The 26,053-nt window shown below is 61.6% G+C and carries 23 protein-coding genes; 10 read left to right on the forward strand and 13 right to left on the reverse strand.

The features are described 5' to 3' along the window. The 4 genes from pqqC to SOP85_RS06350 all read left to right on the forward strand — a co-directional run. Positions 1-623 (forward strand): pyrroloquinoline-quinone synthase PqqC (gene pqqC, locus SOP85_RS06335; RefSeq protein ID WP_323626421.1); only part of this gene is annotated, 623 nt, incomplete at its 5' end. Continuing rightward, on the forward strand, positions 620-895 hold the full coding sequence (gene pqqD / locus SOP85_RS06340) for a pyrroloquinoline quinone biosynthesis peptide chaperone PqqD (protein WP_274077743.1): 276 nt from the start codon (positions 620-622) through the stop codon (positions 893-895). The genes pqqC and pqqD, both read left to right, overlap by 4 nt. A gap of 13 nt (positions 896-908) precedes the next feature. Beyond that, complete coding sequence (gene pqqE / locus SOP85_RS06345) at positions 909-2,039, forward strand: pyrroloquinoline quinone biosynthesis protein PqqE (protein WP_442967896.1); 1,131 nt, start codon at positions 909-911, stop codon at positions 2,037-2,039. Continuing rightward, positions 2,005-3,831 (forward strand): S9 family peptidase, encoded by a 1,827-nt coding sequence (locus SOP85_RS06350; protein ID WP_323626423.1) that lies wholly within the window; start codon positions 2,005-2,007, stop codon positions 3,829-3,831. The genes pqqE and SOP85_RS06350 overlap by 35 nt, the downstream gene beginning before the upstream one ends. A gap of 5 nt (positions 3,832-3,836) precedes the next feature. On the opposite strand, the gene SOP85_RS06355 is transcribed toward SOP85_RS06350, so the two are convergent. Both SOP85_RS06355 and SOP85_RS06360 read right to left on the reverse strand, forming a co-directional pair. Further along, positions 3,837-3,995, reverse strand: a complete 159-nt coding sequence (locus tag SOP85_RS06355; RefSeq protein ID WP_003228885.1) for a YqaE/Pmp3 family membrane protein — start codon at positions 3,993-3,995, stop codon at positions 3,837-3,839. 211 nt (positions 3,996-4,206) lie between these two features. Beyond that, positions 4,207-5,490 (reverse strand): aspartate aminotransferase family protein, encoded by a 1,284-nt coding sequence (locus SOP85_RS06360; protein WP_323606561.1) that lies wholly within the window; start codon positions 5,488-5,490, stop codon positions 4,207-4,209. A gap of 169 nt (positions 5,491-5,659) precedes the next feature. Between SOP85_RS06360 and SOP85_RS06365 the strand changes: the two genes are divergently transcribed. Then, positions 5,660-6,589, forward strand: a complete 930-nt coding sequence (locus tag SOP85_RS06365) for a LysR family transcriptional regulator (protein WP_323626425.1) — start codon at positions 5,660-5,662, stop codon at positions 6,587-6,589. 227 nt (positions 6,590-6,816) lie between these two features. On the opposite strand, the gene SOP85_RS06370 is transcribed toward SOP85_RS06365, so the two are convergent. The 10 genes from SOP85_RS06370 to bioB form a co-directional block, all read right to left on the reverse strand. Beyond that, positions 6,817-8,595, reverse strand: coding sequence for an acyl-CoA dehydrogenase C-terminal domain-containing protein (locus tag SOP85_RS06370; RefSeq protein ID WP_323626426.1), 1,779 nt, complete (start codon positions 8,593-8,595; stop codon positions 6,817-6,819). Positions 8,596-8,786: 191 nt separating this feature from the next. Beyond that, entirely contained in the window at positions 8,787-10,583 is a 1,797-nt protein-coding gene (locus SOP85_RS06375; protein ID WP_323626427.1) for an acyl-CoA dehydrogenase C-terminal domain-containing protein, read from the reverse strand. A gap of 87 nt (positions 10,584-10,670) precedes the next feature. After that, a complete protein-coding gene (locus SOP85_RS06380; protein ID WP_274075529.1) occupies positions 10,671-11,963 on the reverse strand; it encodes a GGDEF domain-containing protein in 1,293 nt (430 codons plus the stop codon). 173 nt (positions 11,964-12,136) lie between these two features. Beyond that, positions 12,137-13,942: a phenylacyl-CoA dehydrogenase gene (locus tag SOP85_RS06385; RefSeq protein WP_323606565.1), complete on the reverse strand. Its 1,806-nt coding sequence runs from the start codon at positions 13,940-13,942 to the stop codon at positions 12,137-12,139. Between the two features lie 253 nt (positions 13,943-14,195). After that, the gene (locus SOP85_RS06390) at positions 14,196-14,492 is read right to left on the reverse strand and encodes a pyrroloquinoline quinone biosynthesis protein PqqE (RefSeq protein WP_323626428.1); all 297 of its coding nucleotides are present in this window, start codon (positions 14,490-14,492) and stop codon (positions 14,196-14,198) included. A gap of 106 nt (positions 14,493-14,598) precedes the next feature. Beyond that, on the reverse strand, positions 14,599-15,279 hold the full coding sequence (gene bioD, locus SOP85_RS06395; RefSeq protein ID WP_323626429.1) for a dethiobiotin synthase: 681 nt from the start codon (positions 15,277-15,279) through the stop codon (positions 14,599-14,601). Then, on the reverse strand, positions 15,276-16,088 hold the full coding sequence (gene bioC / locus SOP85_RS06400; protein ID WP_274075533.1) for a malonyl-ACP O-methyltransferase BioC: 813 nt from the start codon (positions 16,086-16,088) through the stop codon (positions 15,276-15,278). Before bioC ends, bioD begins: the two co-directional genes overlap by 4 nt. Further along, positions 16,081-16,812, reverse strand: coding sequence for an alpha/beta fold hydrolase (locus SOP85_RS06405; protein ID WP_323626430.1), 732 nt, complete (start codon positions 16,810-16,812; stop codon positions 16,081-16,083). The genes bioC and SOP85_RS06405 overlap by 8 nt, the downstream gene beginning before the upstream one ends. Next, entirely contained in the window at positions 16,805-17,983 is a 1,179-nt protein-coding gene (bioF, locus tag SOP85_RS06410) for an 8-amino-7-oxononanoate synthase (protein ID WP_323626431.1), read from the reverse strand. The genes SOP85_RS06405 and bioF overlap by 8 nt, the downstream gene beginning before the upstream one ends. Positions 17,984-18,149: 166 nt before the next feature. Next, positions 18,150-19,205 (reverse strand): biotin synthase BioB, encoded by a 1,056-nt coding sequence (gene bioB / locus SOP85_RS06415; RefSeq protein ID WP_020796035.1) that lies wholly within the window; start codon positions 19,203-19,205, stop codon positions 18,150-18,152. 94 nt (positions 19,206-19,299) lie between these two features. Between bioB and SOP85_RS06420 the strand changes: the two genes are divergently transcribed. The 5 genes from SOP85_RS06420 to rarD all read left to right on the forward strand — a co-directional run bounded on the left by SOP85_RS06420 (position 19,300) and on the right by rarD (position 25,081). Beyond that, the gene (locus tag SOP85_RS06420) at positions 19,300-20,040 is read left to right on the forward strand and encodes a ComF family protein (RefSeq protein ID WP_323626432.1); all 741 of its coding nucleotides are present in this window, start codon (positions 19,300-19,302) and stop codon (positions 20,038-20,040) included. A 63-nt stretch (positions 20,041-20,103) separates the two neighbouring features. Next, positions 20,104-20,868, forward strand: coding sequence for a TOBE domain-containing protein (locus SOP85_RS06425; protein WP_323626434.1), 765 nt, complete (start codon positions 20,104-20,106; stop codon positions 20,866-20,868). 67 nt (positions 20,869-20,935) lie between these two features. After that, positions 20,936-22,837, forward strand: a complete 1,902-nt coding sequence (locus SOP85_RS06430) for a PhoX family protein (RefSeq protein WP_323626435.1) — start codon at positions 20,936-20,938, stop codon at positions 22,835-22,837. A gap of 175 nt (positions 22,838-23,012) precedes the next feature. Further along, complete coding sequence (locus SOP85_RS06435; RefSeq protein ID WP_323626436.1) at positions 23,013-23,987, forward strand: serine/threonine protein kinase; 975 nt, start codon at positions 23,013-23,015, stop codon at positions 23,985-23,987. 206 nt (positions 23,988-24,193) lie between these two features. Next, complete coding sequence (gene rarD / locus SOP85_RS06440; RefSeq protein WP_323606569.1) at positions 24,194-25,081, forward strand: EamA family transporter RarD; 888 nt, start codon at positions 24,194-24,196, stop codon at positions 25,079-25,081. A 215-nt stretch (positions 25,082-25,296) separates the two neighbouring features. On the opposite strand, the gene SOP85_RS06445 is transcribed toward rarD, so the two are convergent. Beyond that, entirely contained in the window at positions 25,297-25,815 is a 519-nt protein-coding gene (locus SOP85_RS06445) for a glycine cleavage system protein R (protein WP_274075541.1), read from the reverse strand. Positions 25,816-26,053: the final 238 nt, after the last annotated feature.

Below are 26,053 nucleotides of genomic sequence, written 5' to 3' on the forward strand. Positions count from 1 at the left end.
GCTGGGTCGCCAACCGTTTTTACTATCAGGTGAACATCCCGCTGAAGGACGCGGCAATCCTGGCCAACTGCCCGGACCGCGAGATCCGCCGCGAGTGGATTCAACGCCTGCTGGACCACGACGGCGCCCCCGGCGAAGACGGCGGCATCGAAGCCTGGCTGCGCCTGGGCCAGGCCGTCGGCCTCGACCCGGACCAATTGCGCTCCCAGGAACTGGTGCTGCCCGGCGTGCGCTTTGCCGTCGACGCCTACGTCAACTTCGCCCGCCGGGCCAGTTGGCAGGAGGCCGCCAGCAGCTCGCTGACGGAACTGTTCGCGCCGCAGATCCATCAGTCGCGCCTGGACAGCTGGCCGCAGCATTACCCATGGATCGACCCCGCCGGCTACGAATATTTCCGCACGCGCCTGGGTCAGGCGCGGCGCGATGTCGAGCACGGCCTGGCCATCACCCTCGAGCACTACAAGACCCGGGAAGGCCAGGAACGCATGCTGGAAATTCTCCAGTTCAAACTGGACATTCTTTGGAGCATGCTCGATGCCATGAGCATGGCCTACGAACTCAATCGCCCGCCGTATCACAGCGTGACCGGGGAACGGGTCTGGCATAAAGGAATCATCCTATGAGCTTCGATCGCAGCAAGACCCCGACCTGGCGCCCTGGCTACCGATTCCAGTACGAACCGGCACAGAAAGGCCATGTGCTGCTGTATCCCGAAGGCATGATCAAGCTCAATGAAAGCGCCGCGCTGATCGGCGGCTTGATCGACGGCGAGCGTGACGTCGCCGCGATTATCAATGAGCTCGACACGCAGTTCCCGGGCGTGCCCGAACTCGCTGACGACATCGAGCAATTCATGGAGGTTGCCCGTGCGCAGCACTGGATCGAACTTGCCTGATTCATCCAGCCAAGTGCCGCCCACACCCGAGATCGGCCTGCCCCTGTGGCTGCTGGCCGAGCTGACCTATCGCTGCCCGCTGCAATGCCCGTACTGCTCCAATCCGCTGGATTTTGCCGAACAAGGCAAAGAACTCAGCACCGAACAATGGCTCAAGGTGTTCCGTGAAGCACGGGAGATGGGCGCGGCGCAGCTGGGTTTTTCCGGCGGCGAACCCCTGGTGCGCCAGGACCTTGCCGAGCTGATTGCCGAAGCGCGCAAGCTGGGTTTCTACACCAACCTGATCACCTCCGGCATCGGCCTGACCGAGCAGAAAATCAGCGACTTCAAGAAGGCCGGGCTCGATCATATCCAGATCAGTTTCCAGGCCAGCGACGAGCAGGTGAACAACCTGTTGGCGGGCTCGAAAAAGGCTTTCGCGCAAAAGCTGGAAATGGCCCGCGCCGTCAAAGCCCACGGCTACCCGATGGTGCTGAACTTCGTGACCCATCGGCACAACATCGACAAGATCGACCGCATCATCGAGCTGTGCATCGCCCTGGAGGCAGACTTCGTCGAACTCGCCATCTGCCAGTTCTACGGTTGGGCACAGCTCAATCGAGTCGGGCTATTGCCGACCAAAGAGCAACTGGTGCGCGCCGAACGCATCACCAATGAATACCGCGCCAAACTGGAAGCCGAAGGTCATCCGTGCAAGTTGATTTTCGTCACGCCGGACTACTACGAAGAACGCCCGAAAGCCTGCATGAACGGCTGGGGCAGTATTTTTCTGACAGTGACGCCGGACGGAACCGCCCTGCCCTGTCACGGCGCCCGACAGCTGCCGGTGCAGTTTCCCAACGTGCGCGACCACAGCATGCAGCACATCTGGTACGACTCGTTCGGCTTCAACCGCTTTCGCGGTTACGTCTGGATGCCCGAGCCGTGCCGCTCATGCGACGAGAAGGAAAAGGACTTCGGCGGCTGTCGCTGCCAGGCGTTCATGCTCACGGGTGACGCGAGCAACGCCGACCCGGTGTGCAGCAAGTCGCCTCAACACGGCGTGATCCTCAAGGCCCGCGAAGAGGCGGAGCACGCGACCCAGACCATTGAACAACTGGCCTTTCGCAATGAACGAAACTCACGCCTCATCGCAAAAAGCTGAACCCTTCAGCGCCGCCAACGCCGTCGCGGCCGGTATCGACTTTGCCGAACTGCAGGTCGGCGCCCAGGGTTTGTTCTGGAACGAGTACCGCCCGGAGGATGCCGCGTGCCGGATCTGGCACTGGCGCGATGGCGTGGCCCACTGCCTGACGCCACCGCCGTTCAGCGTGCGCAGTCGGGTGTACGAATATGGCGGGGGCGCGTTTTGCCTGACCGGTGACGGCGTGGTGTTCGTCAATGAGGCCGATCAGCAACTGTATCGCCAGTCGTTGCAAGGTGAGACGCCCCAGTTGCTGACGTCCGGCGTGTGTCGATACGGCGATCTGCAGTTCGCTAATGGCCAAGTGCTGGCAGTCGAGGAAAATCGCAATGAACACCGCCTGGTGGCGATCGACCTGGCGGATGGCACGCGGCATTTGCTGGCCGAAGGCGCGGACTTTTACGCCGCACCGACCTTGAGTCCCGACGGGCAACGACTGGCCTGGATCGAGTGGAGTCGCCCGGACCAGCCGTGGACCGCGACCCGCTTGATGGTCGCCCATCGCCAGGCTGATGGCAGCTACGCCAGCCCCTTCTGCGTGGCTGGCGACCAATCCCAGGAGTCGCTGCAACAACCGCGCTTCGACAGTAACGGCCACTTGTACTGCCTGACCGATCGCGCTGGATACTGGCAGCCTTGGGTGGAGTCGGCCGATGGCCTGAAGCCGTTGCCCTGCGCCGCCGCCGACCACGGCCCGGCGCCCTGGCAACTGGGCGGCTGCACCTGGCTGCCACTGGGCAAAGGCAGCTACCTGGCCAGCTGGACAGAAGGGGGTTTCGGCCGCTTGGGACTTTGCGCCACCGAGTGCAACGACTTTACCGGCGACTACAGTCGCTTCCGCCATCTTGCACTGGATAAGCAGTTCATCTACTGCATCGCGGCGTCCCCCGTCAGTTCAGCGGCGGTGATCGCCATCGATCGCCAGACCCGCCAGGTGAAGGTCCTCGCAGGCGGCATTACACCGCTGCCCGCCGAGCAAATCAGTCGCCCACAAACCCTGCGCTACCCAAGCGGCTCGAGTGAAGCCCACGGCTTTTTCTACCCGGCCATGACCAGCGACGCCAAGCCGCCACTGGTGGTGTTCATCCATGGCGGCCCGACTTCGGCGTGTTATCCGATGCTCGACCCGCGCATCCAGTACTGGGCGCAACGGGGTTTCGCCGTGGCCGATCTCAATTATCGCGGCAGCAGCGGTTACGGCCGTGCCTATCGCCAGGCCCTGCATTTGCGCTGGGGCGAAGTCGATGTCGAAGACGCTTGCGCGGTGGTCAGCCATCTCGCTGATCGTGGCATGATCGACGGCGACAAGGCCTTCATTCGCGGCGGTAGCGCCGGAGGCTACACCGCGCTGTGCGCGCTGGCGTTCCACCAGGTGTTTCGTGCCGGCGCCAGTCTTTATGGGGTCAGCGACCCTGTGGCGCTGGGCCGGGCCACGCACAAGTTCGAAGGCGATTACCTGGACTGGTTGATTGGTGATCCGCAACAGGATGCCGAACGTTACGCCGCCCGCACGCCGTTACTGCATGCCAGCAACATTCACGTGCCGGTGATCTTCTTTCAAGGCGAGCTGGATGCCGTGGTGGTGCCGCAGCAGACCCGCGACATGGTCGAGGCCTTGCAGCACAACGGCATTCTGGTCGAAGCCCATTACTACGCGGATGAGCGCCACGGCTTTCGCAAAGCCGCCAACCAGGCCCACGCGCTGGAGCAGGAATGGTTGTTCTATCGACGGGTTATTGCGTCAGCAAATTGAATGGCTCAGCGCTTGGCGATGATGTACACCGCATGCACGATCCCGGGAATGTAGCCGCACAGCGTCAGCAGAATGTTCAGCCAGAACGCTCCGCCGAAGCCCACTTGCAGAAACACGCCCAGGGGTGGCAACAGAATGGCGATGATGATGCGGATAAAGTCCATGCGAGCAGCTCCTGATTGAAGGGGGCTCACGCGAGCCCATAACCAATCGACCTGTACCGTTGGTCAGGGTTCAGCCCGATTTGCCCGGCCAGTGTATCCAGGCCATGTTTCTGAACGACGCAGCTGCCACAAAAAAACGCCCCACGCCAAAAGAATCAGGCGTGGGGCGTGCGTTATACCGCGAGACGGTTCGGGAATTCTTGGGGCCTGCCTAGACGGCGATCCCTTTGCGACATTGCAGCTGCGCGGTGCGCACGCGGGAGAAAGCGCGGGCCAGGCGCAGCAGCATTTCATCGATGTTGGCTTTGCTCACCGTCAGCGCCGGGGTGAAACGCAGGCAATCGGCTTGCGGCGCATCGAGCAACAGCCCTTCGTACAGCGCGGCCTTGACCACGGCGTCGGCCGAGTCGTCGGACAGGGTCAGCCCCCAGAGCAGCCCTTGTCCGCGCAGTTCGCCGTGGCCATAACGATGGGACAATCGCTGCAGGCCTTCGCGCAGGTGCTGGGCCATTTCCCCGACATGCTCGAGAAAACCCTTGTCCTGCACACTGTCGAGCACCGCCAGGCCGGCCGCGGTCAGCAGCGCATTGCCATGATGGGTGCCACTCATTTCGCCCGCCTCGATGCAGCAGGCCTTGCCCCGCGCCAACAGCGCCGCCACCGGCACACCACCGCCAAGCCCTTTGCCGAGCACGACGATATCTGCGCGCACGCCGTAGGACTGTTCAGCCAGCAGGCTGCCACAGCGACCGACACCGGTTTGCACTTCGTCGAAGATCAGCAGGATGCCCAGCTCGCGACACAGGCGCTCGACCCCTTTGAGGTAATGCGCAGTGGCCGCAATCACCCCGGCTTCGCTCTGGATCGGCTCGAGCATGATCGCCACGGTCCGTTCATCCACCGCCGCATGCAGCGCCGCGAGATCATTGAAGGGAACGCGGCTGAAGCCCGGAAGCTGCGGCTCGAAACGGTTGATCAGGGTCGAGCTGTCCGACGCCGAAATCGTCCCCAGGCTACGACCATGGCAAGCCTGGTTGGCCACGATGATCCGCGAAGCGCCGCCGCGGTGCCGCTGCCCCCATTTGCGCGCCAGCTTGATCGCCGCTTCGCACGCCTCGCTGCCGCTGTTGAGCAGGTACGCCTGATCGCTGCCAGTGCTGTCACACAGGCGCTGGGCGAGATTGAGCATGCCGCGGTTATGCAAGCCGAAACCGGGATTGATCAGCGCTTGCGCCTGCGCGGTAATGGCACTGACCAGTGCCTTGGGGCTGTGGCCGAGGCTGTTGGCGCCGCCGCCCTGGGAGAAATCCAGGTACGCACGGTCCTCGCTGTCCCACAACCAGGAACCCTGGCCACGGACAAACACCTGCTTGGGACGATCGACACTGGGCATCAGGTACTCGCTGCAAAGATTGTCGTCCCTGGATGGGGCGCAATGGTCCGCCAGCAAATCATCGAGACTGGGCGATTGCCGACGCAGGCTGAACAGATTCATGGGATCAACCCTCGCAGAAGGTTTTTTGCGTTACCTATGCAAATGCCATCGAAGCAAAGGATATTCATCGCGTTCCGGGGCCCTGTAAGCCTTGTGAATGCAGTTAGACTAGGCCCAGGCAAGGCGTTGAGCCATTTCGATTTAGCAGCATTTTTGATAAGCATTACTTATGGATTTCAAGCAACTGCGTTATTTCGTCGCTGTGTATGAAGAGGGCCATGTGGGCCGGGCTGCCGAGCGCCTGTCGATTTCACAGCCGGCGCTGTCCCAGCAAATCCGCCACCTCGAACAATCCCTGGATGTAAGCCTGTTCGAACGCAGCAGCAAACGCCTGTTGCCGACCCTGGCGGCCCATACGCTGTACAACCATGCCCTGCCCTTGCTCGATGGCTTGCAACGGGCACGGGAAGCACTGGGCAACTTCAAGGGGCACGCGCTGCGCACCCTGGCCATCGGTGTGCTGCAAACCGTCCACACCAGCCTGGTGCCACAAATGCTCGAGCGGGTGCGCAAGGCTCAACCCCATCTGGTGGTGCAGATCTATGAACTGACCGGGCTGGAAATCGAGCGACGACTGCTCAATGGCTCCCTGGACATCGGCATCGGCTACTTGCCGCCTCGCCAGCCGGGATTGCACGGGGTGATGTTGTACGAAGATGAACTGACGCTGGTCATCCCGGCCGACCATCCATTGCGCGAATTCAAGAAAGTCTCCATGAGCCAGGCCGCCGAATTGCCAATGCTGCTGCTGGGCGAAGAATTTCAGATACGGCAGATCTGGCAGGCGCAACTGGCCAGCCTGGGACGACGCCCGCAGGTACAGGCCGAGCTGAACAACATGGTCGGCATTCTCGACAGCCTGCCGCACACGCGGTTGGCGACGGTGCTGCCCGGACGCTCGCAGAAAACCCACGGCAACCGGCAATTGTTGTGGAAACCCCTGAGCGAGCCGCGGGTGCCGCTGAAAGTCGGGTTGGTCTGTCGCGATGTGCAGCGGCAACAGGCCTCGCTGGCCTTGCTGCGCACGTTACTGGAGGAGGTGATCAATCGGCCGGATGAGCGTTTGAACAGCCCGTCGATACTGGATGACCTGGGCTAAACACTTTTCTCGAGGCAAAAGAAAACCCCGCCGAAGCGGGGCTTTGCAGACTGTTTCCCTGACATCCTTTTCACTCCGCCGTCCTGGCAGAATCCTACGTGTCCGTGTTGTTACTTTGCGCTTCCTGCGCTACGTCCATGAGAAGTAGATTAGCTGTGGATCCAATTTCCGACTATGGGAGAACAGCAGCACGTCATGTAAGAGAATGCTTACATTAGGTTACATCATCAGAATTGCCCGGCATCCAGCAGGAACAACGACTCGCTACCGGCCTTCACCGACGCGCTCAACGAGTGAATACGCGGCAGCAAGCGGGCGAAATAGAAGCGTGCGGTGCCCAGTTTGCTGGCGTAGAAATCGTCCTGGGTTTCTTTGCCCAGGGCGGCCTTGGCCATCAACGCCCACATGTAGGCGTAAGCGACGTAACCAAAGGTTTGCAGATACTCGACCGACGCCGCGCCGATTTCATTCGGGTTGTTTTTCGCCCGGTCCAGCAGCCATGAGGTCAATTCGTCGAGGGTGGTCACCGCATCGTTCAGTGGCTTGGTGAACTCCGCCAGGTCCGCACTGGCGGTGGCGGTGAAGTGACGAATCTCGTCGGCGAACAGGTTGTAGAACGCACCGCCCGTGCCGACGATCTTGCGCCCGACCAGGTCCAGCGCCTGGATGCCGTTGGTGCCTTCATAGATCTGGGTAATGCGTACATCGCGCACCAGTTGCTCCTGGCCCCACTCACGGATGTAACCGTGGCCGCCGAACACCTGCTGGCCGTGAACCGTGGTCTCCAGACCGAGATCGGTGAGGAACGCCTTGGCCACCGGGGTCAGCAAGGCCACCAGGTCTTCCGCGCGTTTGCGGGTGGTGGCGTCTTCGCTGAACTTGGCGGTGTCCAGTTGCATGGCGACGTAGGTGGAGAAGGCGCGACCGCCTTCGTTCGAGGCTTTCATGGTCAGCAGCATGCGACGCACGTCCGGGTGAACGATGATCGGGTCAGCCACTTTGTCCTTGTTCTGCGCGCCGGTTGGCGAACGGCTCTGCAGACGATCACGGGCGTACTCGACGGCGTTCTGATACGAGCGCTCGCCGGTGGCCAGGCCCTGGATGCCGACGCCCAGACGCTCGTAGTTCATCATGGTGAACATCGCCGCCAGGCCCTTGTTCGGCTCGCCGACCAGGTAACCGACGGCTTCGTCGAAGTTCATCACGCAGGTCGCGGAGGCCTGGATGCCCATCTTGTGTTCGATCGAGCCGCAGTTGGCCGGATTGCGCGCGCCCAGGCTGCCGTCGGCATTGACCATGAACTTGGGCACCAGGAACAGCGAAATCCCTTTTGGCCCAGCCGGCGCATCCGGCAGCTTGGCCAGCACCAGGTGGATGATGTTTTCGGTCAGGTCGTGTTCGCCGCCGGTGATGAAGATCTTGGTGCCGCTGACTTTGTAGGAACCGTCGGCCTGAGGCTCGGCCTTGGTGCGGATGATCCCAAGATCAGTGCCGGCGTGCGGCTCGGTCAGGCACATGGAACCGGCCCAGACGCCGGCGTACATGTTCGGCAGGTAGGCGGCCTTCAGCTCTTCACTGGCGTGGGCGTTGATCGACAGGCAGGCACCCGCAGTCAGCATCGGGTACAGACCGAACGACAGGCTGGCCGAGTTGACCATTTCTTCGACCTGGGCCGAAACGGCCTTGGGCATGCCCATGCCGCCGTAGGTCGGATCGCCACCGACACCGACCCAACCGCCTTCAGCGTAGGTCTGGTAAGCCTGTGGGAAACCTGCCGGCGTGGTGACGGCACCGTCCGCCCAGTGGCAACCTTCTTCGTCAGCGGCACGGCTCAGGGGTGCGATGCTTTTGCTGGTGACCTTGCCGGCTTCTTCGAGAATGGCTTCGACCGTTTCAGCATCAATGGTCTCGGCCAATGCTGGCAGCTCGGCCCAGAGTTTGGCGACCTCGAATACTTCATTGAGGACGAAGCGCATATCGCGCAGGGGCGCTTTGTAGTCAGCCATGGCAAACCTCGCAAGATCTAAACAGGTGAATCGTAGGAGTTGTGTTTTTCGTTGGTTCCGAGTGTAACCCAACAACTTTTGCGACACATAGGGTCGGTCTATGACCGTTTTGTAATGTTTAGTCACCGACTATTCAGTCATAAAAAAGCCCGCAATTCAGCGGGCCTTCCTTTGTGATTCATTTTAAAAGATTAAAGCGCGAATATTTCCGCTGGCAGCTTCATCAGGCAATCACTGCCTGCCTCGATGGCTGCCCGATGAGCGGCAGTACGCGGCAGCAATCGCTTGAAGTAAAACTCGTTGGTGGCCAACTTGCCCTGGCAATAATCGGCATCACCGCTGCCCGAATCCAGCTGCGCCTGCGCCACCAGCGCCATGCGCAGCCACAAGTAGCCGAGGATGATGTATCCGCTGTACATCAGGTAATCCACCGACGCGGCGCCGACTTCATCCGGGTTTTTCATCGCGGCCATGCCGACCTGGGTGGTCAGTTCGCCCCACTGCTGATTGAGCGCGTTGAGTTGCGCCACATAACCGGCCAACTGCTGATGCCCGGCGTTCGCCGCACAGAACTTGTGGACGATCTTGGTGAAGCCGCGCAGCAGCTTGCCCTGGCTGCCGAGGACTTTACGCCCGAGCAGGTCCAGCGCCTGGATTCCGTTGGTGCCTTCATAGATCGGGGCGATGCGGCAGTCACGAACCAGCTGTTCCATGCCCCATTCACGAATGAAACCGTGGCCACCGAACACCTGCATGCCATGGTTGGTCACTTCCAGCCCGGTTTCCGTCATGAAGGCTTTGCAGATCGGCGTCAGGAAGGCCAACAGGTCTTCGGCGTCCTGGCGCGCCGTGGCATCCGCGCTCAGGTGCGCCACGTCGAGCAATTGCGCAGTGAAGTAAGTCAGGGCGCGGTTGCCTTCGTTGAAGGCTTTCATGGTCAGCAACATCCGGCGCACGTCCGGATGCACGATGATCGGGTCAGCGGCTTTTTCCGGAGCCTTGGGGCCCGTCAGCGCGCGCATCTGCAAACGGTCGTTGGCGTATTTGATCGCGCCCTGGAAACTCGCTTCGCCCAGACACAAACCCTGCATGCCAGTGCCCAGCCGCGCGTGGTTCATCATGGTGAACATGCAGTTGAGGCCCTTGTTCGCTTCCCCGATCAAAAAGCCCTTGGCCCCGTCGAAGTTCAGCACGCAGGTGGCCGAGGCCTTGATCCCCATCTTGTGCTCGATGGAGCCGCAGGAAACGCCATTGCGTTCGCCCGCTTCACCCTCGGCATCGGGCAGGAACTTGGGCACGATGAACAGCGAGATGCCTTTGGTCCCGGCCGGCGCATCCGGCAGTTTCGCCAGGACCAGGTGAATGATGTTGGCGCTCATGTCGTGCTCGCCGGCGGAGATGAAGATCTTGCTGCCGGAGATCGCGTAGCTGCCGTCGGCCTGGGGCACGGCGCGGGTCTTGATGATGCCCAGGTCAGTGCCGCAATGGGCCTCGGTCAGGCACATGGTGCCGGTCCATTGGCCGGCGGTGAGTTTGCTCAGGTAGGTGTGTTTCTGCTCTTGCGTGCCATGGGCGTGGATCGCCGACATGGCGCCGTGGGTCAGGCCGGGGTACATGCCCCAGGACGTGTTGCTGGAACCGACCATTTCGCTGATGACCAGCCCCAGTGAACTGGGCAGCCCCTGGCCGCCATACGCCGGATCAGCCGCCAGGCCATGCCAGCCACCCTCGACGTATTGGGCGAAAGCCTGCTTGAAACCTGCGGGCGTGGTGACCACGCCGTTGTCGAAATGGCAGCCCTCTTCATCGCCGCTACGGTTGAGCGGCGCCAGCACGTTTTCACAGAACCGTGCGCCCTCTTCGAGGATCGCATTGATCATGTCCGGGCTGGCATCGGTGGCGCCGAGGGCGGCGTAGTTGCTGTGAAAATCGAAAACGTGGTCAATCAGAAAGCGCATATCGCGCAAGGGGGCCTTGTAGTCGGGCATGGTCATTTCTCCGGCAGCAGATGACTCAAACCTACTGCCGCCGACCCGCCCTTCACAATCACAGTCCAGACGCTGAATGCGCCGTCATCACTCAACCGTAGCGGCGTCCATGCGCACCGCGCCACGGCGGCTCTGCCCGAATGCCATCACGCAGTTACGCCCGGCGCCCTTGGCGCTGTAGAGCGCCTCGTCCGCGGACTTGAGCACTTTCTCGGGGGTGCGTTGCTCCACGCGTTCGGCAACGCCGATACTCACCGTCACAGACACGCTCGAGGCACTGGCGCCCGCGCGACGCTGCCGGCCCTGATTGTCATCCTGTGGACGGCTGTCCTGATTGCGCAGATGAATGTTGTAGGTGGCGATGGACTCGCGAATGACTTCCAGGTGCGGCATGCACTCTTCGAGGGTCTTGCCTGCAAACACCAAGGCGAATTCTTCACCGCCATAGCGATAGGCCTTACCACCCCCGCCGATTTTCGACAACTTGCTGGCGACCAGTCTCAACACCTGGTCCCCCACGTCGTGCCCGTGGGTGTCGTTGAATTTCTTGAAGTGGTCGACGTCACTCATGGCCAGCACATAGTTGCGCCCCAGGCGCTGCATGCGCTCATTCAACGCCCGGCGCCCCGGCAGCCCGGTGAGTTCGTCACGGAAGGCCATCTGATAGGCCTCATGGGCCACGGCGGCGGCGATCATCAGCATCACCTGGCTGCACATGATGTTCAGGGTGAAGGGCAGGATGAAGGTTTTCGGCAACATCCAGAACAGCCCGAGCAACCCCACCAGCTGGGCGGCATGCAGGGGCCTTGGGTGACGCCAGTACTGCCATGCCAGCAGCAGGAACACGGCGATGAACACAGGATAGGACAGCTGGATCAGGCTCATCCAGGCGCCGTGCAAGACAGGCCAGCGAATCTCCGCCAGCCACGCCAGCAGCGTCTGCGGATAACTTTGCTCAAGGGCCAGGGCCACGCTACCCACGGCCAGCAACACGGCGAAACGGGCGACCATGTCTTGGAACAGATGAGTACGCTCCTGCCACGCGGCGAACACGCCGAACAGCAACGGCAACAGCAGGCAGCACAAATGAAACACCACCGCGGCGTCCTCACGCACCTTGCCGTGGTCGCGGTAGTAATCGGTCTGGGTGTCGAGCAGGAAGTAGGCGATGTACACCGTGACCATCAGGAACAGTTCACGCTGGCGTCGATAGACTGCGCAGTAGGCACCGCCAAGCAACAGCACCAGGGTGGGAAGCACCTGGAACAGCGACGTGAAGAAGACGTTCAGGTCCTTGATGTAGGCAGCCGCGAGCCCCGCCAGCAACAGCAGCAATGAAGGCAAAAAGTGACTTACACGCATAGGGGAAGAACGCGGCAAAGGTAAGGCTCCGACCCGTCATATCAGTGATGGCAATGTGCCCATAACTGTAACGGCAGGAACCCGGACTTGCTTAGCCCATTACCGAGGTATTTTCATGACAGTGCCTGCGCAGGCACAAAAAAGCCGCTGCTCCGGAAGGAACAGCGGCTTTTCAAGAAGCGCGTTAAGACTTAGTAGCCCAGCGCGAAATCTTCTTCTTTCATGTCCATCAGGTTGTTGGCACCCGACAGCATGGTTGCAACGTGAGAGCGGGTACGCGGCAGGATGCGCTGGAAGTAGAAACGCGCAGTCTGCAGCTTGGCGGTGTAGAACGCCTCTTCGGATGTGCCGGCAGCCAGTTTCTCGGCAGCCAGGCGCGCCATGTCAGCCCAGAAGTAGGCCAGGCAGGCGTAACCGGAGTACATCAGGTAGTCCACGGAGGCCGCGCCGACTTCTTCGCGATCTTTCATGGCGGCCATGCCGACCTTCATGGTCAGCTCGCCCCATTCCTTGTTCAGTGCAGCCAGCGGTGCAACGAACTCTTTGACAGCGTCGTTGCCTTCGTTGGTCTGGCAGAACTTGTGGACGATCTTGGTGAAGCCTTTGAGGGCTTCGCCTTGGGTCATCAGCACTTTACGGCCCAGCAGGTCGAGTGCCTGGATACCGGTGGTGCCTTCGTACAGCATCGAAATACGGCTGTCGCGAACGTTCTGTTCCATGCCCCACTCGGCGATGAAGCCGTGGCCGCCGTAGATCTGCACGCCGTGGTTGGCGGATTCGAAACCGACTTCGGTCATGAAGGCCTTGGCAATTGGCGTCATGAACGCCAGCAGTGCGTCGGCTTTTTTCTTCTCTTCCTCGTCCACGCCGTACTTGACGATGTCGACTTGCTTGGCGGTGAAGTAGACCATCGCGCGGTTGCCTTCGGCGAACGCTTTCATGGTCAGCAGCATGCGACGTACATCCGGATGCACGATGATCGGGTCAGCGGCTTTGTCCGGCGCTTTCGGGCCAGTCAGCGAACGCATTTGCAGGCGATCACGAGCGTATTTCAGGCCGCCCTGGAAGCCGATTTCGGCGTGGGCCAGGCCTTGCAGCGCGGTACCCAGGCGTGCGGTGTTCATGAAGGTGAACATGCAGTTCAGGCCTTTGTTCGCCGGGCCGATCAGGTAACCGGTGGCCGCGTCGAAGTTCATCACGCAGGTGGCGTTGCCGTGGATGCCCATCTTGTGTTCCAGGGAACCACAGGACACGGCGTTACGCGCGCCAACCGAACCATCGGCGTTCGGCATGAACTTCGGCACGATGAACAGCGAGATGCCTTTGGTGCCAGCCGGCGCATCCGGCAGGCGGGCCAGCACGATGTGGACGATGTTGTCGGCCATGTCGTGTTCACCGGCCGAGATGAAGATCTTGGTGCCGGAGACTTTGTAGGAACCGTCGGCCTGAGGCTCGGCCTTGGTGCGCAGCATGCCCAGGTCGGTGCCGCAGTGCGGTTCGGTCAGGCACATGGTGCCGGTCCATTCGCCGGACACCAGTTTGGTCAGGTAAGCCTCTTGTTGCTCAGGCGTGCCGTGCTCGGAAATGGTGTTCATCGCGCCATGGGAGAGGCCCGGGTACATGCCCCACGACCAGTTGGCTTCGCCGACCATTTCGCTGACCGCCAGACCCAGGGACTCCGGCAGGCCCTGGCCGCCGTGCTCCACGTCGTGGGCCAGGCTTGGCCAGCCGCCTTCGACGAATTGCTTGTAGGCCTCTTTGAAGCCAGTCGGGGTCTTAACACCGGACTCGCTCCAGGTGCAGCCTTCGATGTCGCCCACACGGTTCAGCGGAGCCAGCACCTGCTCACAAAACTTGGCGCCTTCTTCAAGAATGGCGCTAACCATGTCTGGAGTTGCGTCTGCACAAGCCGGAAGGCTCTGATAGTGCGCCTCGTAGCCGAGCAGTTCGTCACGAACGAAGCGAATATCACGCAAGGGGGCCTTGTAGTCAGGCATAGCGATAAACCTCTGCTGATGTAACCGGGAATGAGCGACCGTTGTCGAAACGATCAAACAGTTGTTTGAAACATACGTTTACGCCCAAATCTTGTCAAGCACCGATCTTTTGCCATTCGTCATCCGACGCCCAATTAGCGCGCACGCGGGCCTGACGCTGTTGGCCTGAGCAACGCGCAGCGTGAGAAAGATAGTGGATAGCAGGACTCACGCTGAAAGCGTACCCGTCAGACGGTGCGCTTTCAGCGTGAGTTCAGGCGTAGGTGTCGATCAGGGTGCCAAGCATTTCGTCGGAAGCCTTGGCGACTTTGGCGCCCAGCTCCACCTGAAACCTGCCTTCGGCCATGGCGATGTTGCTGCTCACGAGGTCTGACTGCTGACTGCGGTCGACTGAACGCAGGCGATCGGCCTGAGCTTCGGAAGATTGGCTGGTCACCGAACGCTCGATCGTTGTGTTGGCGATTTGTCCGGCGGCTTGATCGACACGGTTCTGCCCCGCCTGGACAGTGCTCAGGCCAGCATAAAAAGCGGTATTACCCGAAATTTCCATGGAAGAACTCGTCCTTGCAAAGAGTCGTCAATACCCATTGAAGCAGACATACCGGGAAATGGCCCGTCAAAAACACTAATGGCACAGTGCCGCCATCGCCAATACCTTAGTCCAGCAGGTCCAGTTGCAGGTGCTCCGCCACCGCCTCGGCCGTGACCATCTTGAGTTTCGGCACCCGTCCCAGGCACGGCGCCGGGAGGCGTTCGGCGAGGGTTGCGAGGTTTTCTTCCAGGCGTGCGGTCTTCGGATCAATGATGTTCGCCACCCATCCCGCCAGCTGCAGGCCATCCCGGGCAATCGCCTCGGCCGTCAGCAACGCGTGGTTGATGCAGCCCAGGCGTATACCGACCACGAGGATAACCGGCAGGTTGAGTGCCATTGCCAGGTCCGACAGGTTGTCCTGGTCCGCCAATGGCACGCGCCAGCCGCCAGCGCCCTCGATCAGGGTGAAATCGGCCTGCATGTCGAGAATCTCGCGCATCGGCGTCAACAGCGATTGCACGGTCAACGCGATGCCGGCCTCGCGCGCGGCCAGGTGCGGCGCAATCGCCGGCTCCAGCGCCAGCGGATTGACCTGGGCGTAGGTCAGGGGCAGCGAACATTCCGCCAGCAGCGCCAGCGCGTCGGCATTGCGCAGGCCCTTGGGCGTCACCGAACAACCAGAGGCCACCGGCTTGCCCGCGGCCGTGCTTAACCCGGCTGATCGCGCGGCATACAGCAGGCCGGCGGCAATCGTGGTCTTGCCGACATCAGTGTCGGTTCCGGTGACGAAATACGCGGAGCTCATAAGGGTTTCTCCAAAACGGCATACACCACTTGATAAGTCGCCGGCAGGCCCTGGGCCTGACGAAACTGCTCATAAGCCTCGACCAGGCCGAGAATCCGCGCCCGACCGGTCAAGCCCCCCGGTCGCCCGGGGTTCAGGTTGTGCGCCCCCAAGGCCTTGAGCTCATGGGTCAGGCTGCGCACGTCCGGGTAATGCAGCACATGCGCCTGGTTTTCCAGGCTGATCGCCCGCAAACCGCTGGCCGCGCACAGCTGCTGATAAACGCCAAACTCGCGGAAGCGGTTGACGTGCACCATGCCATCCACCTGACGCCAGCTGTCACGCAGTTCGAACAACGTGCCCACACATAGACTAGCAAATGCGAAAACGCCCCCGGGTTTCAGTACTCGATGGGCCTCGCTGAGTACCGAAGTGAAGTCCGCGCACCACTGCACCGCCAGGCTGGAGAAAATCAGGTCGCACGTTGCATCGCGCAACGGCATGCGCTCGGCGTCGCCGGCGATGAAGTGCGTGGCGCCGCCCAAGGGCCGGGCGTGGTTGAGCATGCCTTCGGCGATGTCCAGGGCCACACCTTGGCTGACGGGAAACCGCTCACCCAGCGCACGACTGAAATGGCCGGTGCCGCACCCAAGGTCGAGCCAGCGCTGCGGCACGAACGCTTGGGGCAAACGGTTGAGCAACTGGCTGCCGACATCACGTTGCAACTCAGCCACGCTGTCGTAGCTCGACGCCGCACGGGAAAACGACGCGGCTACCTGGCGCTTGTCGGGCAAAGCGCCGGGCAATTGGGGAAAAGATAAATCAGTCATCGCCGCACTCATGCAAAAAGGCCTGGATCGCCCCCGCCACACCGTGGGGATTTTCCAGGAGGAACGCGTGGCCGGCCTGTTCGATCAGACCGATTTCAACATCCGGCAGCAGCGCCAGTAACGCCTCGGCGGCTTCTGCCGGCACCAGCCCGTCGAGGCCGGCATACAGATGCAATTGCGGACCGCGGAACGTCTGCAGGGCCTGGCGGGTGTCCAGTTGCGCAAGCAACTCCAGGCCACTCATCAGCACCGCCGGCGAGGAGTGTGGCGCGCCCCCGAGCAACAGCCTCGACAAGCCGCGCGGGTCTTCGGCACCTTGGGCACAGAGCAGTGAAAAGCGCTTCAACGTCGTGCGCGGATCGGTAGCGCAACCCGCCAGGAAGGCATCGAAGGTTTCCCCGGGCATTGCGGTTGGCCATTGTTCATGGCTGACAAAACAAGGGTTGCTCGCCAGGGTCAGCAGGCCACAGCAACGGTCGCCACGACGCGCCGCCAACTCGGACGCAAGCATGCCACCCAGCGACCATCCACCTAGCCAGGCGTCCTGTGGCACGCTGGCGTCGAGTTCATCGAGCCAATGTTCGAGATTGCTCGAGTCGAGCTCTGGCAGCGGCTCGATTTCCACGCGCAGATGTGCGTCCAGCCCCTGCAAGGCAGCGGCCAATGGCTCCAGCGGCGAAATCCCGAGACCCCAGCCGGGCAGCAGAATCAGTCGATCACGCATGGCCAGGCTCCGGTCCCAGTCGTTCATGACAATCGGCCAGTCCCTCTAACAATAGCTGCACTTGCGCCTCGCTATGGGAAGCGGTCAGGGTCACGCGCAGTCGGGCGCTGCCAGCCGGCACGGTTGGCGGGCGGATGGCGCTTACCATCAATCCGCGTTCGCGCAGCATCTGCGACAAACGCACCGCACGCCCGGCGTCACCGATCATGATCGGCTGGATAGGCGTGAAGCTGTCCATCAGCTCCAGGCCGATCTGCTCGGCGCCTTGGCGGAACTGGCGAATCAGCGCCTGCAAATGCTCGCGACGCCAATGCTCGTTGCGCAGCAGTTCCAGGCTTTTGAGGGTCGCGCAGGCCAGGGCCGGGGGTTGGCTGGTGGTGTAGATGTAGGGGCGGGCGAACTGGATCAGGCTCTCGATCAACTCTTCGCTGCCGGCGACAAAAGCACCCGCCGTTCCGAACGCCTTGCCGAGCGTGCCGACCAATACCGGCACGTCTTCCTGGCTCAGGCCGAAATGCTCGACGCTGCCGCCACCCTGGGCCCCCAGGGGACCGAAACCGTGCGCGTCATCGACCATCAGCCATGCACCCTTGGCCCTGGTTTCCCGGGCCAGCGCTGGCAGATCGGCAATGTCGCCGTCCATGCTGAACACGCCGTCGGTGACGACCAGCGTATTGCCGGTGGCTTTTTCCAGGCGCTTGGCCAGGCTCGTGGAGTCGTTGTGCAGATAGCGATTGAAACGTGCGCCAGACAACAGCCCCGCATCCAGCAACGAAGCGTGATTGAGCCGGTCTTCGAGCACCGTATCGCCCTGCCCCACCAGCGCCGTGACCGCACCGAGGTTGGCCATGTAGCCGGTGGTGAACAGCAGGGCACGCGGGCGACCGGTGAGGTCGGCCAAGGCTTCTTCCAGGGCGTGATGCGGGGTGCTGTGGCCGATGACCAGATGCGAAGCCCCGCCACCCACGCCCCACTTCGCAGCCCCGGCACGCCAGGCTTCGATCACTTGCGGGTGATTGGCCAGGCCCAGGTAATCGTTGTTACAGAACGCCAGCAATGGCTGGCCGTCGACCACTACTTGCGGGCCCTGCGGGCTTTGCAGCAATGGACGTTGGCGGTAGAGGTTTTCAGCACGACGGGCAGCCAGGCGTGCGGCGAGATCGAAAGACATGCAGGCCTCGGTGTCAGATCGCAGAGTGCAAAAGTTGCACGATCCCCTGTGGGAGCCAGCCTGCTGGCGATGACGGACTGTCACTCAACATTGACGTCGATTGACCTGACACCATCGCCAGCAGGCTGGCTCCCACAGGTTTGCATTTCTTCAGAAGGATCGGAGGTCAAACAGCCGCGTTATAGAACTGCTCGCTGCTCTTCTGCTCCACCAGCGCCTGTTCGATGGCAGCCTGATGCACTTCGTCGGCGTGTTCTTCGCGGGCTTCCGGCAGGATCCCCAAACGCCCGAACAGTTGCATGTCCTTGTCGGCCTGTGGGTTGGCAGTGGTCAGCAGTTTTTCGCCGTAGAAAATCGAGTTGGCGCCGGCAAAGAACGCCAGGGCCTGCATCTGCTCGTTCATGGCTTCGCGGCCAGCGGACAGGCGCACGTGGGATTTTGGCATCAGGATCCGCGCGACCGCGAGCATGCGGATGAAGTCGAACGGATCGACGTCGTCGGCATTTTCCAGCGGCGTACCGGCGACTTTCACCAGCATGTTGATCGGCACAGACTCCGGATGCTCCGGCAGGTTGGCCAGCTGGATCAGCAGGTTGGCGCGGTCATCGAGGGACTCGCCCATGCCGAGGATGCCGCCGGAGCAGATCTTCATCCCCGACTCACGTACGTAGGCCAGGGTTTGCAGGCGCTCGCTGTAGGTGCGGGTGGTGATGATGCTGCCGTAGAACTCAGGCGAGGTGTCGAGGTTGTGGTTGTAGTAATCGAGGCCGGCCTTGGCCAGCGCTTCGGTCTGGTCCTGATCGAGACGCCCCAGGGTCATGCAGGTTTCCAGGCCAAGGGCTTTGACGCCTTCGACCATTTTCAGCACGTAAGGCATGTCTTTGGCCGATGGATGTTTCCACGCCGCGCCCATGCAGAAACGGGTCGAACCGATGGCCTTGGCACGCGCAGCCTCTTCGAGGACCTTCTGCACTTCCATCAGCTTTTCTTTTTCCAGGCCGGTGTTGTAGTGACCGGACTGCGGACAATATTTGCAATCTTCCGGGCAGGCACCGGTCTTGATCGACAGCAGGGTCGATACCTGGACGCGGTTGGCGTCGAAATGAGCGCGGTGCACCGTCTGCGCCTGGAACAACAGGTCATTGAATGGCTGAACGAAGAGTGCTTTGACTTCGGCCAAAGACCAGTCATGACGCAAAGTTGCAGAGGTGCTGGCGCTCATGGGCGTTTCCTTTGTTTTATGCTTTGGCAGGCGACCGGGAAAGGGAATTTCCACCGGCGCATCACAGGTGTTTCGGCATATTTAAGGAAGAGCCATGCGCTGTCAACCACGATACGACAAGCAGGTTTACATCTGGTTAAAAAACAAACAGCACTGTTTGCTGTGTGATGAAGCGGCCGATGGCTCCACGCCCATTTGCATGGCTTGCGAAACCGAACTGCCCTGGCTCGGCGAGCACTGCCAGACCTGCGCCCTGCCCTTGCCCGCTGCCGGCCTGACGTGCGGCCAGTGCCTCAAGCAGCCTCCGGCGTTTGAACGAGTGGTTGCGCCCTGGACTTACAACTTCCCGATCGACAGCCTGATCACCCGCTTCAAGCACAGCGCGCAATGGCCGTTGGGCCACCTGCTCGGCGAACTTCTCGCTCAATCCCTGCAACATCGCTTCGACGATGACTTGCCGCGACCCGATGCGCTGGTCCCCGTGCCGATGGCTGCCCGGCGCCTGCGCCAACGAGGCTTCAATCAGGCTGCAATGCTGGCGCGTTGGCTCAGCGAACGCCTCGATGTGCCTTCCGATGAACGGTTGCTATCGAGAACCCAAGACACCAACGCCCAACAAGACCTCAACGCCGCGGCCCGCAAAAAGAACTTGCAACACGCCTTCGCCCTGGCACCCGACGTATCGGTGAAGAGTCGCCATCTGGCGCTGGTGGACGACGTACTGACCACGGGTGCCACCGCGCAAGCACTGGCTTGCCTGCTGATGGACGCAGGCGCCACACGGGTCGACGTCTATTGCCTGGCACGTACACCCAAACCTGGCGAGTCGCCGTGACTTGACTCCCGGGCCCCGAGCCGCCAACGTCCTCTCCATCGTCATTGCCCAAAGCGTCTTGCCATGTCCTTGCCTACGCTGTTGTCCCAGCACATTGTCCGCCGACCGCAACGCATTGCCCTGCTGCAACACATCGCCGAGCAGGGCTCGATCACCCGCGCGGCGAAAAGCGCGGGCCTGAGCTACAAGGCCGCCTGGGATGCCATCGATGAACTCAACAACCTTGCGCAGAAACCGTTGGTGGAGCGCAGTGTCGGCGGCAAAGGCGGTGGCGGCGCGAAACTGTCCACCGAGGGCGAGCGTGTGCTACGCCTCTATCAAAAGCTGCAGGTGCTGCAAGCCCAGGTCCTGGAGGCCGCTGAAGACGCCAGCGACCTCGATCTGCTCGGTCGCCTGATGCTCAGGACCAGCGCACGCAACCAGTTGCACGGCAAGGTGGTGGCCATTGAAACCCAGGGCCACAACGACCGGGTCCGCCTTGAACTGGCCGAAGGCTTGAGCATCGCTGCGCAGATCACCCACGACAGCACCGTGCGCCTGGACCTGCAAACCGGCACCGAAGTGGTCGCCCTGATCAAGGCCGGTTGGCTCGATGTGCTGGGCAGCGGCGACGAGGCAACACCCGGACACAATTGCCTCGAAGGCGTCATCGAGGAAATCCTCGACGCCGAAGACGGCCCCTGCGAAGTGCGTATCGGCCTGCCCAACGGCCAGACGCTCTGCGCCCTGGCCGAGCCCTGGCATTTGCAATCGCGCAAGCTGACCTGCGGCAAACCGGTGCGCGCGCAGTTCTCCCCGTCCAACGTATTGCTCGGCACGCCGCTTTAAATACACCTGCAACAAAAGCGTCATCATCCGCCATTAAGGTGACTGCAAAAATCGCAGGGAGCCTGATGTGAGCCTATTAGAAGACAACCAACCCACCGACCTCGAACAGATGGTCGGCCTCAGCCGCCGTGGTTTCATCAGCGCAGGCGCCTTGTGCGGTGCCGCCATGTTCCTCGGCGGCAACCTGCTGAGCCGCAGCGCACTGGCCGCCAGTGTCAGCGCCGGCACCAGCCGGTTGCTGGGTTTCGAGAGCATCCCCGCCGCGACCAGCGACGCGATCAGCCTGCCACCCGGCTACAAGTCTTCGGTACTGATCAGCTGGGGTCAGCCCCTGCAGAACAACGGCCCGGCCTTCGACGCGAGTGGCAACGGCAGCGCCGAGCATCAGGAAGTCCAGTTCGGCGACAACAACGACGGCATGAGCCTGTTCGCCTTCCCCGATGACAACAACCGGGCGCTGATGGCGATCAACAACGAATACACCAACTACCGCTACCTCTACCCCCACGCGGGCATGCCGCAATCAGCGCAGGAAGTGCACAAGGCCCTGGCCTGCGAAGGCGTGTCGGTGATCGAAGTGCAGCGCAAGGAGGGTCATTGGCAGTTCGTCCAGGGCTCGCCCTACAACCGGCGCATCCACGGCAATTCGCCGATCAGCCTGAGCGGCCCGGCTGCCGGTCACGCACTGCTGAAAACCAATGCCGATGCGCAAGGCAAGACCGTCCTCGGCACGTTCCAGAACTGCGCCAACGGCAAGACGCCGTGGGGCACCTACCTGACCTGTGAAGAGAACTTCACCGATTGCTTTGGCAGCACCAATGCCGAGCAGAAATTCGACGCCGCGCAGAAACGCTACGGCGTGGTGGCGACCAGCAAAGACATCAACTGGCATCAACACGATTCGCGCTTCGACCTGGCGAACAATCCCAACGAACTCAACCGCCACGGCTGGGTGGTCGAGATCGACCCGTTTGACCCGAAATCGACCCCGGTCAAGCGCACCGCACTGGGCCGCTTCAAACACGAAAACGCCGCCCTGGCTGAAACCAGGGACGGCCACGCCGTGGTGTACATGGGCGACGACGAGCGCGGCGAGTTCATCTACAAGTTCGTCAGCCGCGACAAGATCAACCACAAGAACCCCAAGGCCAACCGCGACCTGCTGGACCACGGCACCCTGTACGTGGCCCGTTTCGACGCAGGCGACGGCAATGCCGATCACCCCAAAGGCCAGGGTGAATGGATCGAACTGACCCACGGCAAAAACGGCATCGACGCCAGCAGCGGTTTTGCCGACCAAGGCGAGGTGTTGATTCATGCCCGTCTGGCGGCCAGCGTGGTGAAGGCCACGCGCATGGACCGTCCGGAATGGATCGTCGTCAGCCCCACGGACGGTCAGGTTTACTGCACCCTGACCAACAACGCCAAACGCGGCGAAGAGGGGCAACCGGTGGGCGGGCCGAACCCGCGCGAAAAGAATGTCTACGGGCAGATCCTGCGCTGGCGCACCGACCGCGATGACCACGCCTCGAACACCTTTGCCTGGGATCTCTTCGTGGTCGCCGGCAACCCGCAAGTGCATGCCGGCACGCCGAAGGGCGGTTCGTCGAACATCACCCCGCAGAACATGTTCAACAGCCCGGATGGGTTGGCGTTCGATAAGGCCGGTCGGCTGTGGATACAAACCGATGGCGATTCGAGCAATGCCGGTGATTTCGCCGGCATGGGCAACAACCAGATGCTCTGCGCCGACCCTGCGACCGGGGAAATTCGTCGGTTCATGGTCGGGCCGATTGGCTGCGAAGTGACGGGCATCAGTTTTTCGCCGGACCAGAAGACGTTGTTTGTCGGGATCCAGCATCCGGGGGAGAACGGTGGTTCGACCTTCCCTGAGCACCTGCCGAACGGCAAGCCGCGGTCTTCGGTGATGGTGATCACCCGGGAGGATGGCGGGGTCGTCGGCGCCTGACAGGGCCTCTTCGCTGGCAAGCCAGCTACAAAGTCATGCGCGATTTCAAAAATGGCGCATGACCTGTAGGAGCTGGCTTGCCAGCGAAGGCGTCAGCACAGTCACAACCTATCCATGTCTGTCTGCGCTACCATGCCTGGCCGGACGCAGCAGCCTGCTGCGCGCAGGAGTCAGCATGGCCCACCCGTTTGAAACGCTCACCCCAGACCTCGTGCTCGATGCCGTCGAAAGCATCGGTTTTCTCAGCGATGCCCGCATTCTGGCGCTCAACAGCTACGAAAACCGTGTCTACCAGGTCGGCATCGAAGACGCCGAGCCACTGATCGCCAAGTTCTACCGCCCACAGCGCTGGACCAACGAAGCGATCCTTGAAGAACACCAGTTCACCTTCGAACTCGCCGGGGTCGAGGTGCCGGTCGTCGCGCCGATGATCCACAACGGTGAAACCCTGCACGAACACAATGGCTTTCGTTTCACCCTGTTCCCCCGCCGCGGCGGCCGCGCGCCGGAACCCGGCAACCTCGATCAGCTGTATCGCCTGGGACAACTGCTCGGCCGCCTGCATGCGGTGGGCTCGACCAAGCCGTTCGAGCACCGAGAGGCGCTGGCGGTGAAAAACTTCGGCCATGACTCGCTGACGACCTTGCTCGAAGGCAATTTCATCCCCCGCAGCCTGCTGCCGGCCTACGAGTCCGTGGCCCGCGATTTGCTCAAGCGTGTGGAAGATGCCTACAGCAATACGCCGCACCAGAACATCCGCATGCACGGCGACTGCCACCCCGGCAACATGATGTGCCGCGACGAGATGTTCCACATCGTCGACCTGGACGACTGCCGCATGGGACCGGCGGTACAGGACATCTGGATGATGCTGGCCGGCGATCGTCAGGACTGCCTGGGTCAGTTGTCAGAACTGATGGACGGCTACAACGAATTCCACGACTTCAATCCCCGGGAACTGGCGCTGATCGAACCCCTGCGCGCATTGCGCCTCATGCACTACAGCGCCTGGCTCGCACGGCGTTGGGACGACCCGGCGTTTCCGCGCAGTTTTCCGTGGTTTGGTACGGAGCGGTATTGGGGAGATCAGGTGTTGGCGTTGCGCGAGCAGCTGGCGGCGCTCAATGAAGAGCCGCTGAAACTCTTCTGAGAAACACAAATTCACTGTGGGAGCGGGCTTGCTCGCGAATGCGGTGTGTCAGTCGACATCAAGTTTGCTGACACTGCGCATTCGCGAGCAAGCCCGCTCCCACATTTGTTCTGTGTTCACAATTGCCCAACCTATTCAGGCAGGACATTCGTAGACAAATCTCCTTACAATCCCCTCTTTGTTAGCTGCCTAAGCAAGGATTCTGCATGCAAGCCGCCAACCCGCGTCGCGGGTACATCCTGGGCCTGAGTGCCTACATCATCTGGGGACTTTTCCCGCTCTATTTCAAAGCCATCGCCAGCGTGCCCGCCGTGGAGATCATCATCCATCGCGTGCTCTGGTCGGCGCTGTTCGGCGCCTTGCTGCTGATGGTCTGGAAACACCCGGGCTGGTGGCGCGAACTGCGGGAGAATCCGCGCCGGCTGGCGATCCTGGCCCTGAGCGGCACGCTGATCGCCGCCAACTGGCTCACCTATGTGTGGTCGGTGAACAACGGGCGCATGCTGGAGGCCAGCCTCGGTTACTACATCAACCCCTTGGTGAACGTGCTGTTGGGGATGCTGATCCTCGGCGAACGGCTGCGCCGCATGCAATGGATTGCTGTGGGGCTGGCGGCGGTTGGCGTGGCGCAACAGGTCTGGCAAGTCGGCAGCCTGCCCTGGGTGTCGCTGGTGCTGGCATTGACCTTCGGTTTCTACGGGCTGATTCGCAAGCAGGCGCCGGTCAAGGCGCTCCCGGGGTTGGTGGTCGAAACCTGGATGCTGGTGCCGATCGCGCTGGCCTGGTTGCTGCTCAATCCAACCGCCAGCAGCGCCCAGGCTGAATTCTGGACCACCTCCGAAGCCTGGTGGCTGGTGGCTGCCGGCCCGGTGACGCTGGTGCCGTTGGTCTGTTTCAACGCCGCCGCGCGGCATCTGCCCTACACGACACTTGGATTCCTCCAATACCTGGCGCCGACCCTGGTGCTGCTGCAAGCCGTCCTGCTGTTTGGCGAGCACTTGTCGTCCAGTACGCTGGTGGCGTTCATCTTCATCTGGGCCGGCCTGGCGGTTTACAGCATCGATGCCTGGTTCAGCCTGCGTCGGCGCAGCTGATCAAAAAACGCACAAACCTCTGCAGGCCACGTTCTCCGTGGCCTGCACCGATCCTTCCCAAGGTTATCCACAGCGTGATCCCCGCCGTTTGTGCGCAAGTTGCTGAAACTGCTGGTTTTTTGATCAATCTTTGATAAGCCACGTCCGCCGTGGCCTGGCGGGCTGTCTCTACAGGTTATCCACAGGCAGGTGCACGTTTAATCTGGATAACCCGATCAAGGCTCACTGCGCAGTACCAATTCCACCATCAGATCGTCCGCCAGGGTTTCCAGGCGCGATTGCAGCACGTCCAGGGACAGCGTCAACGGCACCGCCAGTATCGCTTCGGCGTGGAACAGCGGCTCGCTGCTCATGGGCGCCGGACGCACTTCGGTCACCAGTCGTTCCAGGTTGACCCCCTGTTCACTGAGCAAGCGCGTGATGTCGCGCACGATCCCCGGCCGGTCATTGCCCACCAGTTCCATGGCGATCGGTTTCCAGGTGCACGACTGTTCGATACCGCTTTCGGCGATCAATACGCGAATGCCATGGGCCGACAGCCCTTGCAAGGCATCGACCAGTGAATCGTAGGCTTCCGCAGGCACCCCGACCCGAAGAATCCCGGCGAATTGCCCAGCCATGCGTGACATGCGGCTTTCCAGCCAGTTGCCGCCCTGCTCGGCGATGCATTGGGCAATGCGCTCGACCTGCCCAGGCTTGTCCGGTGCAAAAACAGTGAGTACGAGGTGGTCCATGGCGCAGCCCTCTTTTGTTATTGAAAGAGAAGTATAGGCAAGGGTGGTTGCTGTGCTGAATCGACTGACGCCGTCGCCTGTAGGAGCTGGCTTGCCAGCGAAGCGATGCACCATCGATCTGCCGCCCAGCCACAAATCGTGTACAACTTTTTATATTTAACTGGAACAATCTCATGGTTTTTTGAGAACATCCCGATCCGCGACGTGACTGCAATGCGTCATGGGGTCGCAGAACGAC

The sequence above is a fragment of the Pseudomonas sp. YuFO20 genome (assembly GCF_035064975.1).
Lineage (GTDB): Bacteria > Pseudomonadota > Gammaproteobacteria > Pseudomonadales > Pseudomonadaceae > Aquipseudomonas > Aquipseudomonas putida_AE.

What these genes read in the sequence shown, in the direction of transcription:
- bioC (WP_274075533.1), bottom strand. Translation starts at nt 16,088, where the DNA reads ATGACTGATTTATCTTTTCCCCAATTGCCCGGCGCTTTGCCCGACAAG.
- bioF (WP_323626431.1), bottom strand. Translation starts at nt 17,983, where the DNA reads ATGTCTTTCGATCTCGCCGCACGCCTGGCTGCCCGTCGTGCTGAAAAC.
- pqqD (WP_274077743.1), top strand. Translation starts at nt 620, where the DNA reads ATGAGCTTCGATCGCAGCAAGACCCCGACCTGGCGCCCTGGCTACCGA.
- bioD (WP_323626429.1), bottom strand. Translation starts at nt 15,279, where the DNA reads ATGAGCTCCGCGTATTTCGTCACCGGAACCGACACTGATGTCGGCAAG.
- SOP85_RS06435 (WP_323626436.1), top strand. Translation starts at nt 23,013, where the DNA reads ATGGCCCACCCGTTTGAAACGCTCACCCCAGACCTCGTGCTCGATGCC.
- SOP85_RS06355 (WP_003228885.1), bottom strand. Translation starts at nt 3,995, where the DNA reads ATGGACTTTATCCGCATCATCATCGCCATTCTGTTGCCACCCCTGGGC.
- SOP85_RS06420 (WP_323626432.1), top strand. Translation starts at nt 19,300, where the DNA reads ATGCGCTGTCAACCACGATACGACAAGCAGGTTTACATCTGGTTAAAA.
- SOP85_RS06360 (WP_323606561.1), bottom strand. Translation starts at nt 5,490, where the DNA reads ATGAATCTGTTCAGCCTGCGTCGGCAATCGCCCAGTCTCGATGATTTG.
- bioB (WP_020796035.1), bottom strand. Translation starts at nt 19,205, where the DNA reads ATGAGCGCCAGCACCTCTGCAACTTTGCGTCATGACTGGTCTTTGGCC.
- SOP85_RS06390 (WP_323626428.1), bottom strand. Translation starts at nt 14,492, where the DNA reads ATGGAAATTTCGGGTAATACCGCTTTTTATGCTGGCCTGAGCACTGTC.
- SOP85_RS06445 (WP_274075541.1), bottom strand. Translation starts at nt 25,815, where the DNA reads ATGGACCACCTCGTACTCACTGTTTTTGCACCGGACAAGCCTGGGCAG.
- SOP85_RS06385 (WP_323606565.1), bottom strand. Translation starts at nt 13,942, where the DNA reads ATGCCTGACTACAAGGCCCCCTTGCGTGATATTCGCTTCGTTCGTGAC.
- rarD (WP_323606569.1), top strand. Translation starts at nt 24,194, where the DNA reads ATGCAAGCCGCCAACCCGCGTCGCGGGTACATCCTGGGCCTGAGTGCC.
- SOP85_RS06375 (WP_323626427.1), bottom strand. Translation starts at nt 10,583, where the DNA reads ATGCCCGACTACAAGGCCCCCTTGCGCGATATGCGCTTTCTGATTGAC.
- SOP85_RS06370 (WP_323626426.1), bottom strand. Translation starts at nt 8,595, where the DNA reads ATGGCTGACTACAAAGCGCCCCTGCGCGATATGCGCTTCGTCCTCAAT.
- SOP85_RS06365 (WP_323626425.1), top strand. Translation starts at nt 5,660, where the DNA reads ATGGATTTCAAGCAACTGCGTTATTTCGTCGCTGTGTATGAAGAGGGC.
- SOP85_RS06425 (WP_323626434.1), top strand. Translation starts at nt 20,104, where the DNA reads ATGTCCTTGCCTACGCTGTTGTCCCAGCACATTGTCCGCCGACCGCAA.
- SOP85_RS06405 (WP_323626430.1), bottom strand. Translation starts at nt 16,812, where the DNA reads ATGCGTGATCGACTGATTCTGCTGCCCGGCTGGGGTCTCGGGATTTCG.
- SOP85_RS06350 (WP_323626423.1), top strand. Translation starts at nt 2,005, where the DNA reads ATGAACGAAACTCACGCCTCATCGCAAAAAGCTGAACCCTTCAGCGCC.